Source organism: Neisseria sp. CP9 (assembly GCF_047758525.1).
Lineage (GTDB): Bacteria > Pseudomonadota > Gammaproteobacteria > Burkholderiales > Neisseriaceae > Neisseria.
The window spans coordinates 230,844-243,659 of record NZ_CP180502.1 but is presented as its reverse complement, the minus strand read 5'-3'; the positions used below and the strand labels follow the sequence as shown (position 1 = coordinate 243,659).

General features: G+C 49.7%; 11 protein-coding genes, 1 pseudogene and 1 CRISPR repeat array (1 of these 13 cut by a window edge). Of the genes and pseudogenes, 6 read left to right on the top strand and 6 right to left on the bottom strand.

Annotated features, from left to right (window positions below; translation table 11 throughout):
* Positions 1 to 232: 232 nt before the first annotated feature.
* The 6 genes and pseudogenes from ACMYUL_RS01110 to ACMYUL_RS01085 all read right to left on the bottom strand — a co-directional run bounded on the left by ACMYUL_RS01110 (position 233) and on the right by ACMYUL_RS01085 (position 8,128).
* The gene (locus tag ACMYUL_RS01110) at positions 233 to 1,129 is read right to left on the bottom strand and encodes an IS3 family transposase (RefSeq protein WP_415770610.1); all 897 of its coding nucleotides are present in this window, start codon (positions 1,127 to 1,129) and stop codon (positions 233 to 235) included.
* Positions 1,033 to 1,383, bottom strand: coding sequence for a helix-turn-helix domain-containing protein (locus ACMYUL_RS01105; protein WP_234396225.1), 351 nt, complete (start codon positions 1,381 to 1,383; stop codon positions 1,033 to 1,035). The genes ACMYUL_RS01110 and ACMYUL_RS01105 overlap by 97 nt, the downstream gene beginning before the upstream one ends.
* Before the next feature lie 98 nt (positions 1,384 to 1,481).
* Positions 1,482 to 5,123 (bottom strand): exodeoxyribonuclease V subunit beta, encoded by a 3,642-nt coding sequence (recB, locus tag ACMYUL_RS01100; RefSeq protein ID WP_070513972.1) that lies wholly within the window; start codon positions 5,121 to 5,123, stop codon positions 1,482 to 1,484.
* 149 nt (positions 5,124 to 5,272) lie between these two features.
* Positions 5,273 to 5,380: pseudogene (locus ACMYUL_RS01095) on the bottom strand (IS5/IS1182 family transposase); the annotation flags it as partial.
* 71 nt (positions 5,381 to 5,451) lie between these two features.
* Positions 5,452 to 7,443 carry an ATP-dependent zinc metalloprotease FtsH gene (gene ftsH, locus ACMYUL_RS01090; RefSeq protein ID WP_342032080.1) on the bottom strand — a complete coding sequence of 664 codons (1,992 nt, stop codon included), beginning with the start codon at positions 7,441 to 7,443 and terminating at the stop codon, positions 5,452 to 5,454.
* Between the two features lie 64 nt (positions 7,444 to 7,507).
* Positions 7,508 to 8,128: an RlmE family RNA methyltransferase gene (locus tag ACMYUL_RS01085; protein WP_415771633.1), complete on the bottom strand. Its 621-nt coding sequence runs from the start codon at positions 8,126 to 8,128 to the stop codon at positions 7,508 to 7,510.
* Between the two features lie 108 nt (positions 8,129 to 8,236).
* Here ACMYUL_RS01085 and yhbY point away from each other — a divergent pair, with 108 nt between their 5' ends.
* The 6 genes from yhbY to ubiE all read left to right on the top strand — a co-directional run bounded on the left by yhbY (position 8,237) and on the right by ubiE (position 12,548).
* A complete protein-coding gene (gene yhbY / locus ACMYUL_RS01080; RefSeq protein WP_003743108.1) occupies positions 8,237 to 8,521 on the top strand; it encodes a ribosome assembly RNA-binding protein YhbY in 285 nt (94 codons plus the stop codon).
* Between the two features lie 204 nt (positions 8,522 to 8,725).
* The gene (locus ACMYUL_RS01075) at positions 8,726 to 9,019 is read left to right on the top strand and encodes a pyrrolo-quinoline quinone (RefSeq protein WP_415771631.1); all 294 of its coding nucleotides are present in this window, start codon (positions 8,726 to 8,728) and stop codon (positions 9,017 to 9,019) included.
* A gap of 140 nt (positions 9,020 to 9,159) precedes the next feature.
* Positions 9,160 to 10,449: a CAP domain-containing protein gene (locus tag ACMYUL_RS01070; RefSeq protein WP_415771629.1), complete on the top strand. Its 1,290-nt coding sequence runs from the start codon at positions 9,160 to 9,162 to the stop codon at positions 10,447 to 10,449.
* A gap of 255 nt (positions 10,450 to 10,704) precedes the next feature.
* Entirely contained in the window at positions 10,705 to 10,944 is a 240-nt protein-coding gene (locus ACMYUL_RS01065; protein ID WP_415771627.1) for a cytochrome b6, read from the top strand.
* Positions 10,941 to 11,372 (top strand): gamma-butyrobetaine hydroxylase-like domain-containing protein, encoded by a 432-nt coding sequence (locus ACMYUL_RS01060; RefSeq protein ID WP_070514238.1) that lies wholly within the window; start codon positions 10,941 to 10,943, stop codon positions 11,370 to 11,372. The genes ACMYUL_RS01065 and ACMYUL_RS01060 overlap by 4 nt, the downstream gene beginning before the upstream one ends.
* A gap of 438 nt (positions 11,373 to 11,810) precedes the next feature.
* On the top strand, positions 11,811 to 12,548 hold the full coding sequence (gene ubiE, locus ACMYUL_RS01055) for a bifunctional demethylmenaquinone methyltransferase/2-methoxy-6-polyprenyl-1,4-benzoquinol methylase UbiE (protein WP_003760056.1): 738 nt from the start codon (positions 11,811 to 11,813) through the stop codon (positions 12,546 to 12,548).
* A 207-nt stretch (positions 12,549 to 12,755) separates the two neighbouring features.
* Positions 12,756 to 12,816: a CRISPR direct-repeat array (repeat unit 32 nt; unit sequence GTTTCAACACACAGCCGCCCGAAGGCGGCTGG); it runs 2,021 nt beyond the window's last position.

Here is a 12,816-nt window from a genome sequence, read left to right as displayed (position 1 = left end):
CATTTCAGACGACCTTTTTGTTTGTGGATGAAACGTAGTACAGGACAAGGCTGGTAAGCAGCAGATATAGTGGATTAACTTTAAACCAGTACAGCGTTGCCTCGCCTTGTCCTGATTTAAATTTAATCCACTATAGTAAGCAGGTAATGGTTTATTCCATGAAAACGCCAAGCAAAGGTCGTCTGAAAACACTGAACTGGCCCCCAAATCTTGGACACTCATAAAAGCCTTTTCAGGCGCTCTGTGCAAGCTGGGTTCTGTATGCGACAGGACTCAGCTTTTTCAATTTCAGACTGCAACGCTCCCGGTTGTAGTAATCCATATAGTCATCTATCTGTTTCATCAATTCGTCCACCGTCAATTCCCCTGCACGGTAGAAACACTCCGTCTTCAATACCGCAAAGAAGCTTTCCATCGGCGCATTGTCCCAACAGTTCGCCTTACGCGACATGCTTTGAACCATGGAACGTTGTGCAAGCAATTCCCTATACCCCGCCGTACGGTACAGCACACCTTGGTCGGAATGAAGCATCGTTCCTTTATCAGTCAGACGGGGTGCGGCTTTTTCGAGCATTTCCTTCACCATTTCGCTGTCGGCTCTGCGGCTCATGGCGTAGGCGACGATTTCTCGGTTGAACAAGTCCAAGATTGGCGAGAGGTACAGTTTGCCGTCCTTTCCTTTGAGTTCGGTCACGTCGGTCAGCCATTTTTCGTTGGGCTTTCGGGCTTTGAACCGGCGTTTGAGGAGGTGTTCCGATATTTCGCCCATGGCGGGATGGCGGTAGGCTTTTTTCGCCCGTATTTTGGCTTTCAGCCCCATCTGCGTCATCAACCGCGCCGCTTTTTTGCGGTTCCAATCCAATGCTGCGGCAATGCGCCTTTGCCCGTAGCGTCCTTTATGCCGTTTGTAGGTTTCGACAAGGAGGGCTTTGTCGGCTTCATCGGGGTCGGGCCGGTCTTGATGGTGGTAGTAAAAGCTGCTTTTGGGCAGGTTCGCGATGTGCAGCAGGTATTTGAGCGGGTGTTGCGCCCTCAGTGTTTGGACGGTTTGGCTTTGTCCTTTTCGGTCTGCTTTTGGCTGAGGGCTTTTAACTCCTTTAGGTAGGCAACCTCTGCGCGCATATAGCACAACTCTTCGATAAGCTCCGCCTGTGTTTTTTCGTGGTCGGGTTTGTCGGCGATGAAGGGGTTTTTGCGGTGTTCGGTCATGGTTTTGGATTGTGGATGTTCGAGTGCGCCGATGCCGCCTTCTTGATAGGCGCGTATCCATCGTCTCAGGTGGGTTCGGGAAATGCCGTAGTGGTCTGCGGTACGCTGTTGGCTGCGTATATGCAGGTAGTGGAGTACGGCTTGGTATTTGAAGTGTAATGTATATTTGCTCATAAAAAAACTGCACCTTGTGAGTTGGAGGGGGGATGTCCAACTTTTGGGGTGCAGTTCACACTTATGCGTATATTTTCAGACGACCTTTTTCATTCCATTTACAGCCATTGCGCCAAGGATTCGGTATCCAGGTTCCATTGCCAGACGCCGTTGTCCGTGCCATCCAATCCGCGCAGGAAGAGGTATCGGATGGCGATTTTGGGTAACGGTTTGCCGCGCAGTTTGAAATAGCGGGCTACGGCGATGGCGTAGATGAGCGCTTGCAGGTAGTAGTGGTGGTCTGCTACGGCTTCGTTCATGGCTTGTTGCGTATAGGCTTCGGCGTTGTCGCCCAGATGGTTGGATTTGTAATCAATGATGCACACGAGGTCGTCTGAATCTTGGCAGACCATGTCGATGAAGCCGTTGAGAAAACCTTGTACGTCTTGGAAATCCAATCTTTCTGCGGCTTCGATACATTCCGGCGGCAGGGAACTGTTTTCGCGAGCAAACCAGCGGCGCAGGTCATGGAGTTTGAAGTCTTCGGTGTAGAGGGTGAATCCCATTTCCGGAAGGCGGCGCTCGGGTGGGATTTCAGACAGGCTTTGTGCAACAAGGCACGTTTTGCGACAGGTGTCGAGCATTTGTTTGACGGCATCTGTCCAGAGCGGGTCGAAGCCGTAGCGGGTCAAGGTTTCGGCTATCAGGCTGCTTTGGCTTTCGGCGCTTTGAGCAAAGTCGAATTTCTCCAACATTTCATGCAGGCAGACGCCGGCATTGGCGCCGCGCGGGAAATGGTGGATGTCGGTGTTTGGGAGGTCGTCTGAAACGGGGAGGGCGGTTTCAGACGACCTTTCTGTTTCAGCGGCGGTTTCTGCGGGGTCGAGTGCGGGTTGTAATTCTTCGCGTTCGTCGTCTCGGGTTTTGACTTGGCGGCTGAGGCCGGTAAAGCTGGTATGGCGGATAAACTGAAATCCGCGGGCGGGGATAACGGCGGCTTGATAGAGGTCGTCTGAAAGATGGCGGTTTTGCGCGGCAGCGGGTTGCGGCGCGTCTTCGGAAAAGCTGAAGTCGGTATGTTCGGGGGAATTTTTGAGGAAACGCAGCCAGTTGTTTTTCAGCATTTGCAGCTCGCCTAGGGCTTTGTTTGCTTTGCGTTCTTGGTCATAGGCTTGGCGGGTATCCGCCCGATTGCTGTCGGCGCTGCCTTCAAGCAGGTAGGCGAAAGGGGAATCGGCGGTATCGCCGCAATGGGCGGCATAGAGGACGAGCTGCTCTTCGGCGCGGGTCAGTGCGACGTACAGCAGGCGCAGGCGTTCTGCCATTTCTTCGTCGGCAAGGTGGATGCGGTCTTCATCATTGAGTTGCGATTTGGCAAGCAGTTGCGTGGTGTGGTCGGTGGTGTGGAGGATTTGCCAATCGGCGGGCTTCATGTCTTTCGCGTCCCAAACGAAAGGGCAATAGACCAAAGGATATTGCAAACCTTTGGAGGCATGCATGGTCACGATTTTGACCAGTGCTTCGTCGCTTTCAAGCCGTAACAGTCCTGATTCGCCGACAGAGCGGTCTTGCGCCAGACTGATTTGGTCGTTAAGCCATTGATGCAGGGCGGCAGGGCTGAGGCTTTGTCCCTCTTCTTCGGAGAGGCACTCTAAAAGCTGATGGAAATTGGTAAGGCCGCGCTCGTCGCCGCGTGCAAGCAGTCCGGTTTCGATGCCGTGCAGCGAGGAGAAGTATTGCAGCGCGGCATAAATCCCACTTTTCCGCCAAATGGCAACGGATTCGGCAGCAGTGTTTATCCAGTTTAATAATTCGGCTTCGTTGCGGTTGAGTTGATACAGGGCTTGCGCGTCATAACCGAACAATGTGCCGGACAAGACGAAGCGTAACGAGCCGATTTGTCCGGGATTGAGCCAATAATCCAATAGTGCGGCAAGAGCGAGGGCTTCGGGCGTGGTGAAAACCGATTCCCGCGACAGCAAAACGCTTTGTATGCCGCGCGTTTTCAACGATTTTGCCAGCATTACGCCTTCGTTAAACGTTCTGACCAAGACGGCAATGTCGCCCGAAACGACCGGTCTGTCTTTGATTTTCAGACGACCTTCGGCAGCTTCGTTGAGCGTGTGGGCGATTTCGTCGGCGCAATATTCGGATGCACGGCGGCGCAAGATATCTTTGTTGAGCACTTCGTCGTCTTTGCCGTTGAGCCAGCGTATCTGTATGGCGGTGCGTGGCGGCGAAAGCCGACTTTCGGAACGTGCGGCACCGACTTCGGTATAGTCTATGCCGTCCAAGACGAAAGGGCGGTTTTTGCAGCGGAACAATGCGCCTATACCGTTGATCAGCTTGGCATGGCTGCGGTAATTGGTCGCTAACGTGTAGCTGTGTTGCGCGTCGGCTGCGGCTTGCAGATAGGCGTAAATGTCGGCGCCGCGAAAGCTGTAAATCGCTTGTTTCGGGTCGCCGACTAGGAATAAGGGTTTGTTTTGGCTGATGAAGATTTTTCGGAAAATCTCGTATTGCAGCGGATCGGTGTCTTGAAATTCGTCAATCAAAGCGATGCGCCAGTTTTGCGCTACCGCCTGAGCCAGTGAATCGGCCTGCGGGTTGTCGGTCAGGGCGTCATAAACATCCAGCAGCAAATCGTCGAAACCGCGTTCGCGTTTGGATTTTTTCTGCTCGCTCAGACTGGCATTAAGATGGTCGAGCAGGTCGAGGTGGAGCAGGGTAAGCGTCTCTTCTTCGGCTTGCGCAATGGCAGCCGAATCTGCGCCGAGATTCGCCAATATCTGCAAATCGGCAAAGGCGGCAGCATCGGGAGTATTGCCTTTTTTGACTTTGGACTCTAAAGCTTCTACGGCAAACATGGGCAGCTTTTCTGCCGTCGTTTTGCTAAAAGAAGGAAGGGCATCGGATTGGGAGGCGGATTGGAGTTCGAGAAAGACGGTTTTGAATGTTTTTTCTTGATAGGATTGACCATTTAATATCGGACGGATGCGCCAGAATGTTTCTTCCAAAGCATCCAGTTTGGAACGCACTTTTTCCCATGTTTTCCGAAAGTTTTCCTGCGCCGCGACCAAGTCTGCTTCGGGTCGTCTGAAAACCAAATACGGACGGCTGACGAACTTTTGTATTGCAGCCAGCATGGTTTGCGGCGTTTGGCGGCGTTGGAATACCAGCTTCGCCAAAACGGGATGATTGACGATGCGGTCGCGCCAAAAATCCTGAGCGGGAATCAGCAGGCGGTCGCGGCTGTCTTCGGTCAGCTCGACATCCATAGGCGCGCGGCACAAAAACGCATAATCGCGCAAAATGCGTTGGCAGAAGCCGTGAATGGTATAAATCGCGGCGTTGTCGAATTGTCCGATGGCGGCTTTGAGGCGGACAATCAGCCGCGCCCGACTTTCTTGAGCCAATGCCTGTTTGAGCAAACCGGTCAGAAACACATCGCCCGGATGATTGTCTCGGCAATATGCTGCGAGGTCGTCTGAAAGATTGTCCGTATCCTCCACGCTTTCTAAGGCTTGCAATACTTCGTCCAAACGCGCGCGCAAACGGGTTTTTAATTCCGCCGTCGCCGCTTTGGTAAAAGTAACGGTCAAAATACTTTCGACCGGCATCTGCTCAAGCACGACCAAACGCGTGAACAAAGCCGCAATGCCGTAGGTTTTGCCCGTACCGGCAGAGGCTTCAATCAGATTGGTACCTGTTATGGGGATGCTTAGGGGATCGAAGGCTGGAATGGAGGCGTTGGCGGGCATGATAAAAGGAGGGAAGTACAGACAGAAGGCGTAATCATAGCAGAGGTCGTCTAAAAACGGTGGGGAGCTTGGATATGAAAAAGGTTTTGGTTTGGCTGTATTTTATGGCTTGCAGCTTTGCTGCTGTGTTCTCTTGGATTTAATTATGGTGGATTAAATTTAAACCAGTACGTCGTTGCCTCGCCTTGCCGTACTATCTGTACTGTCTGCGGCTTCGTCTCCTTGTCCTGATTTAAATTTAATCCACTATAATGAGTTCAACCATAGAAATAGGGCGGTTCAAATAATAAAAACGGCAGCTTTTAGGCTGCCGTTTTTTCTTGTGCGATTAAGCTTGGTCTTCCGGTTTGTCAGATAACTCTTGGGCTTTATCTGATGGCTCTTGAACGGTTTCTGTGGAAGCGGGTTCATGCTGACTGACTGCTTCCGGAGTTTGAGCTACCGCCTCGGTTTCAGGTTGTTCCGGATTGTCCTGACGCAGATTGTGACTGTAGTCTTTAGGCGGGCTGGGTTGCTTGCCTGCCATAATTTCCAGCACTTGATCGCGGTCTATGGTTTCCCAATCCATCAAGGCTTTACACATGATTTCCATCTTGTCGCGGTTTTCATCAAGGATTTTGTAGGCTACTTGATACTGCTCGTCCAAGATGCGGCGAATTTCTGCGTCGATGTCTTGTTGGGTTTTTTCGGAAATATTTTGAGAACGGGTAATGCTGCGTCCTAAGAATACTTCGTCTTCGTTTTCCGTATAAACCATCACGCCCATTTTATCGCTCATGCCGTAACGGGTAACCATCTCGCGCGCCATTTGGGTGGCACGTTCGAAATCGTTGGATGCGCCGGTAGAAATACGGCCGACGAAGATGTCTTCGGCAATGCGTCCGCCAAACAGAATCGACAATTGGCTCAGCATTTGGTCTTTATACATGCTGATACGGTCGCGTTCGGGGAGCTGCCAAGTCAAACCGAGCGCACGACCACGCGGCATGATGGTCACTTTGTGAACCGGGTCGGTAAACGGCAGGCTTTCGGCAACAATCGCATGACCTGCTTCATGGTAGGCAGTCGCACGTTTTTCGTCTTCGTGCATCACCATGCTGCGGCGTTCGGGACCCATATAGATTTTGTCTTTAGCATCTTCAAAATCGCTTTGGTCGACTTTGATTTTGTTGCGGCGTCCTGCAAACAGGGCGGCTTCATTGACCAAGTTGGCCAAATCCGCACCGGAGAAGCCGGGTGTGCCGCGTGCCAATGATGTCAAATCTACGGATTCGTCCAAAGGTACTTTTTTCGCATGGACTTTCAGGATTTGCTCGCGACCGCGGATATCGGGCAGCGGAACAACAACCTGACGGTCGAAGCGGCCGGGACGTTGCAATGCCGGATCCAGTACGTCGGGACGGTTGGTTGCGGCAATGACGATAACGGTATGATTGCTTTCAAAGCCGTCCATTTCGACCAAAAGCTGGTTCAAGGTTTGTTCGCGTTCGTCGTTGCTACCGCCCAAGCCGGCACCACGTTGACGGCCGACAGCATCGATTTCGTCAATGAAAATGATACAAGGGGCGTTTTTCTTCGCTTGTTCAAACATATCGCGCACGCGGCTTGCACCGACGCCGACGAACATTTCAACAAAGTCGGAGCCTGAAATGCTGAAGAACGGCACACCGGCTTCGCCTGCGATGGCTTTTGCCAGCAAAGTTTTACCGGTACCCGGGCTGCCTGCCAGCAAAATGCCGTGCGGAACGCGGCCACCCAAACTTTGATAGCGGTTGGGGGATTTCAGATAATCAACGATTTCTTGTACTTCTTCTTTTACTTCATCACAACCGGCAACATCGGCAAAGGTAACTTTATTGGTTTCTTTGTCCATTAGGCGGGCGCGGCTTTTACCGAAAGAGAATGCGCCGCCTTTGCCGCCGCCACCACTCTGCATACGCATGAAGTAGAACCATGCGCCAATCAACAGCATTACCGGTAGCAGGCTGAAAAACAGGCTGGTAAGGATACTCGGTTTTTCTTCAGGTATAACGTTGACACGGACTTTGTTGTCAAGAAGTGTTTTGACCAAACTATCATCTAAAGGCGCATTGGTAAAGAAAGTGGTTTTGTCGGTGCGTTCGCCTTTAATCAGATAACCGATGATAGCGGAGCCTTCGATTTTGACGTTGCTCACTTCACCGTTGTTTACCTGTTGGATAAATTGAGAGTATTCGATTTGCTGCTTGTTTTCCTGCTTGCTGGTCAGTGCGTTGAACGCGGCCATCAAACCGACGCACAAAGCAACCCATAGCAGGATTGACTTAAAGGTATTCCCCACTTAGCCAGACTCCATGATATTAAGATAAACGAAAGGAAGATTTTAAAACACGCTGTCTGTATTGTCAGCGTTTATTTTTCCCTAATAAATAAATCTCACTGGAACGATTGCGTGATGCTTCGGGCTTGCGCGTCTGCACTGTTCCGAAAATTTCGCGCATGGCTGCCATATATTCCTGATAGCCCGCTCCTTGAAATACTTTCACCAAAAAGCTGCCGCCCGTTTTTAAGTGATTGACTGCAAAGTCCAAAGCCAGTTCGCACAAGTAAAAGCTGCGTGCTTGGTCGGTTACGGCGTTACCCGACATATTGGGTGCCATATCGCAAATTACAAGGTCTAGCGGACGGGAGTCTAGAAGGGTCTCAAATTGCGCCAATACCTCGTCTTCCCTGAAGTCGCCTTGAATAAATGAGACACCTTCTATTTCATCCATAGGAAGGATATCCAATGCGAACACGCGTCCTGAATTGCCGACCAGTTTTGCCGCGACTTGCGACCAGCTTCCCGGCGCGCTGCCTAAATCCGCCAAAACCGTGCCGGGTTTGATTAATTTGTCTTTTTCGTTGATTCCCAGCAGTTTGTATGCGGCGCGGGCGCGATAGCCGTCTTTTTGCGCCATGTGGACGTAATGGTCGTTGACGTGTTCGTGAAGCCAGGCTTTGGATGATTTGGAACGTACTGCCATAATATATTTAATGATTTAGAGAAACGCCGTATTGTACGTTATTTTCCCCCGAGATTGCGCCAAATCGCGTACAATGCCGCATTATTCTTTCTTTTCAAGCACTAGAACATGACTGACAATAAATTAAGCACTAAAGAAATTTTGGAATTGAAAGCCCGCGCGCATCACCTTCATCCCGTTGTAATGGTGGGACAGCAAGGTTTGACCGAATCCGTTATCAAGGAAACCGATGCTGCCTTGACGGCGCATGAGTTAATCAAAGTCCGTGTATTCGGCGACGACCGTGCCGAGCGCGTTGAAATTTGCAATGCGTTGTGTGACGCCGTTGATGCGCAACTGGTTCAACATATCGGCAAACTGTTGGTGTTGTGGCGTAAAAACTTGGAAGCTTGATTCTTCAAGAGCATATTCAGACATCTTAAGGGCAGATATACAAAAGGTCGTCTGAAAATATTTATGACGCTTACGAAGTGTTTTTGTTATGCGCTCGTAAAATCAGGAAAATCGATAAACTCTCTTTGATTGATTACTGTCAATGGAAACATACCCGCAGTTTTTAAAGCTGCGGATTGGCTATACTAACGATAGGAGCACATCATGAAAGCATTATCTGTTGCACTGGTTTTATTGACTTTGGCAGGTTGTTACAATACTTGGAACGGCGTTCGGGAGGACGGCTCCCGCATTATCGGACGTTCTGTCAGCGGTATCGGTCACGGTATCGGCAAGGCAGGTCAGGCATTGGAACGTACCGGCAGCAGAATCGACAACAGCCAACAAGTACAGCAGCCTCAAATGTACGAACAGAATCAATATCCATACCCGGCGCAGAACCAATATCCATACCCGGCGCAGAACCAATATCCTGAGCAGAATCAATACCAATATTAAGCCTTTTTTATGGATAACCCCGATTACACGGTTTGTAGTCGGGGTTTTGGTTTTTCAGACGACCTTTATCCTGTATGATTCAGAGTTTGCAATGAAATAGGCATAACTTTCGCCGTCTTCTCACTTATATTGATAACAAGATGAAAAATCTCACTTTCTGGCTTCTGCTGCTGGCTGCGGCATTCGGTTTTTTTTATTACCAGCAAAACCATAGGATTTCCCATGACGAGCTGATTCATGCTGAGTCGCCGCATGACAGGTCTTCCGTTTCGTCATTCGGCGGATTGGCTTACCTGAACTTTTTGCGTGCAAACGCGGGGTTGCCGACTTTGGCGTATTCATCGGTTTTGGAAAAATCTGCCCGCAATCATGCGCGTTATTTGTTGCAGAACCCTGAAGACGGTCATGACGAACGTCATCGCAGCAATCCGTTTTTCACGGGCAACCGTCCGGCGGAACGCGCCCAAAAGGTCGGTTATTTTTATGATGGCGTACATGAAAATATCAGCACCGGTTTTTATCCGTATCCTGAAGAGGTAGATACCCATTTGCCTGTTCAGCAGCAGATTGACGGTTTGATGACCGCCATTTATCACCGTTTCTCTCTGTTGGAACAAGGCATTGATGAAGCTGGTGCGGCATTTGAGTATCGCGACGGGCGTACATCTGTCGCCATTAATCAGGGAAATCATCAGTTTAATTATTATTGCGGTTTAGGCAGGGTTTATCCTGAACCGGGGCGGCGTTATTATCAAAACGCCTGCAACAACTATGCCATTGTTTACGCGGACGAAATCAAGGCGCAACGCGAGTTTCTTTATGTTGTTTATCCGCAAGGCAATTTTGCCATGCCGGATTTTCACGGCGAACATCCCGACCCCATGCCGGGTTATGAATTTACTGGCAACCCTGTCAGCATTGCTTTTGCGGAATCTGCCGGAAAAATCCGAATGAAGTCGTTCAAGCTTTACCAAGGCAAAAACGAAATAGAGAAGGTCAAGGTGATGACGGCAAGCAATGATCCGAATCATACGTTTTCTGATCGACAGTTTGCCTTATTTCCCTTGTCGCCTTTGGAATACGATACCGCGTATCGCGCCGTATTCGAGTATGAACGCAATGGCAAATCCAAAAAAGCCGAATGGACTTTCAGAACGAAAAAGCCTGATTATCCTTATTTCATCGTTAAAGGCGGAGAGAAACTGGCTATTGAATCGGGCAAGAAATATTTCATTCATTGGAAGGATTTTTGGTGCCAGCGGGAATGCGAGGAGTATGTTTACCGCCAACGCGGCAAAGCGAAACTTGAAGTCATGGAGCGTCAGATCGGCGGTATGGTGGTACGGGTTACCGGAGACAAAGGAGATGATGTCCGTTTAACGCCGAAAGAAGAAAATGATAAGGCAGTCTTGCTTTATATCTGGCAATAGGCAATCAAGGTCGTCTGAAATCCAAACAGGTTTTCAGACGACCTTCTTTATACGCAACAAGACAAAGCAGGGTAGGGCAAGATATAGTGGATTAACTTTAAACCAGTACGGCGTTGCCTCGCCTTGCCGTACTATCTGTACTGTCTGCGGCTTCGTCGCCTTGTCCTGATTTAAATTTAATCCACTATACTTTATTGTTTGGGTGAACCGTAAAACTGTTAGAATAGCGGAAATTTATTTCTTGTTTCTCAAACAATGATCCGCCATCCGAAAATTGCCGCCCATACGCGTTACGCCTTTATCTGTATCGGACTGATGATGCTTTCTTTCCTGATATATGTGGTTTTGGCAGTGTTTGATTTGGGTTTGGATATGTCGATGCGGATTGCGCTGACCCGTTTTGCGCTCATTTTAATCTTGCTGTTTGCGTTTTTGGGCGGCGTTTTTTCAATCTGGGTAGCAGTGCTGCGCAAGAAAATGGGGGGTATGACATGAACCAAGTTGATAATAACATTCCTGAAGAAATCCGTTTGCAATATGACCGCTCGGCTTTGGTTTTGGTTTATCGCGGCGAACGCAAAACCCTTCCTGCCGAATTTCTCCGCGTTTACTCTCCCAGCGCCGAAGTGCGCGGACATGGTGCGGGACAAGATGTCTTGCAGACGGGTAAAGCAGAAGTCACAATTTCTGATTTAGACCCTGTCGGTCAGTATGCGCTCAAAATTACTTTTTCAGACGGTCATAATAGCGGTTTGTATGACTGGGCTTATCTTTACAAATTGGCTTACGATTATGATGCGCTTTGGCAGGATTATCTCCGCAGAATGAAAGAAGCCGGAGCTTCCAGAATACCGAGTGCCGCAGACCTTGTTGCCGGTAAAAAGCATTCCTGCGGCAGCGGCGGTTGTGGCGGGCATCATTGATTACTGAGCGTGTTTGTTCTTTTTGAAGCGGCATTGTGACGGACAGCAGGATGTCGGCAAAGCAGGCTCTGTTCCTCGCTTGAAAAATATATCAGCCTGTCGGATGTCAAACAGAATCGGCTGGAAAGATACGGTCTTGAGGGTACAATGCCACTACACGGGCGAGTTGCGTTGTTACCTGAATAAAAAAGATTATTTAGCCATCCATTTGATAGACTACGCTAAGCCGGTCCGCAAAAAGCATATCGTGAATGACGATAAAAATGCCATCACCTTCTGAGATGAAATTTCAGCATTCGGCGTAGCCATGGACAAATTGAAAGACAGGTTTGCCCCTCAATGATTAAACTTTCAGACGACCCCTAGAGCAAGGTCGTCTGAAAATCGAAATACTATTTGAACCATATTGATTTCAGATTATTTTAGGAAAGCACCTCTATGAGCGACCACAAAACCCATTTCGGTTTCACTACCGTCAACGAAGAAGAAAAGGCAGGTAAGGTGGCCGAAGTGTTCCATTCCGTAGCCAAAAACTACGACATCATGAACGATGTCATGTCTGCCGGCCTGCACCGCGTTTGGAAACATTTCACCATCAATACCGCCCGTCTGAAAAAGGGCGATAAAGTGCTGGATATCGCCGGCGGTACCGGCGACCTGTCGCGCGGCTGGGCTAAGCGTGTGGGGAAAGAGGGCGAAGTATGGCTGACTGATATCAACTCATCCATGCTGACAGTGGGCAGAGACAGACTGCTGAATGAAGGTTTGATTCTGCCCGTATCGCTGGCCGATGCCGAAAAATTGCCGTTTCCCGACAACTACTTCAATCTGGTTTCCGTTGCTTTCGGTTTGCGCAACATGACCCACAAAGATGCCGCGCTCAAAGAAATGTACCGCGTGCTCAAACCGGGCGGAACGCTCTTGGTATTGGAATTTTCCAAAGTCTACAAGCCACTGGAAGGCGCATACGATTTGTATTCCTTCAAACTGCTGCCGGTCATGGGCAAACTTATTGCCAAAGACGCAGACAGCTATCAATATCTGGCAGAATCCATCCGCATGCACCCCGACCAGGAAACATTGAAACAAATGATGCTGGATGCCGGTTTCGACAGCGTTGATTACCATAATATGAGTGCAGGCATCGTAGCCTTGCATAAAGGTGTGAAATTCTGATGCCCGAATCGGCTGACCTATCTGTCTGATGCCCATAGCCTATTCCAAAGTATCGGGCTTATGTTGATGGCTGAAAAAGGTCGTCTGAAAACCGATTGATAAGGTTTTCAGACGACCTTTGTTGTAAGAAATCTCTGAGTTGTACTGATATATAGCCGCCTGAAGGCGGCTGGCTACATCAACAAAGCCAAGACAGCGACCGAAGCAGTTTCAACACACAGCCGCCCGAAGGCGGCTGGATGGCTTCAGCTTTGCGGTCGTCCACGTC

Excerpts from the sequence above, each read along its gene's own strand:
- ACMYUL_RS01105 (WP_234396225.1), bottom strand. The coding sequence starts at position 1,383 with ATGAGCAAATATACATTACACTTCAAATACCAAGCCGTACTCCACTAC.
- recB (WP_070513972.1), bottom strand. The coding sequence starts at position 5,123 with ATGCCCGCCAACGCCTCCATTCCAGCCTTCGATCCCCTAAGCATCCCC.
- ACMYUL_RS01085 (WP_415771633.1), bottom strand. The coding sequence starts at position 8,128 with ATGGCAGTACGTTCCAAATCATCCAAAGCCTGGCTTCACGAACACGTC.
- yhbY (WP_003743108.1), top strand. The coding sequence starts at position 8,237 with ATGACTGACAATAAATTAAGCACTAAAGAAATTTTGGAATTGAAAGCC.
- ACMYUL_RS01075 (WP_415771631.1), top strand. The coding sequence starts at position 8,726 with ATGAAAGCATTATCTGTTGCACTGGTTTTATTGACTTTGGCAGGTTGT.
- ACMYUL_RS01070 (WP_415771629.1), top strand. The coding sequence starts at position 9,160 with ATGAAAAATCTCACTTTCTGGCTTCTGCTGCTGGCTGCGGCATTCGGT.
- ACMYUL_RS01065 (WP_415771627.1), top strand. The coding sequence starts at position 10,705 with ATGATCCGCCATCCGAAAATTGCCGCCCATACGCGTTACGCCTTTATC.
- ACMYUL_RS01060 (WP_070514238.1), top strand. The coding sequence starts at position 10,941 with ATGAACCAAGTTGATAATAACATTCCTGAAGAAATCCGTTTGCAATAT.
- ubiE (WP_003760056.1), top strand. The coding sequence starts at position 11,811 with ATGAGCGACCACAAAACCCATTTCGGTTTCACTACCGTCAACGAAGAA.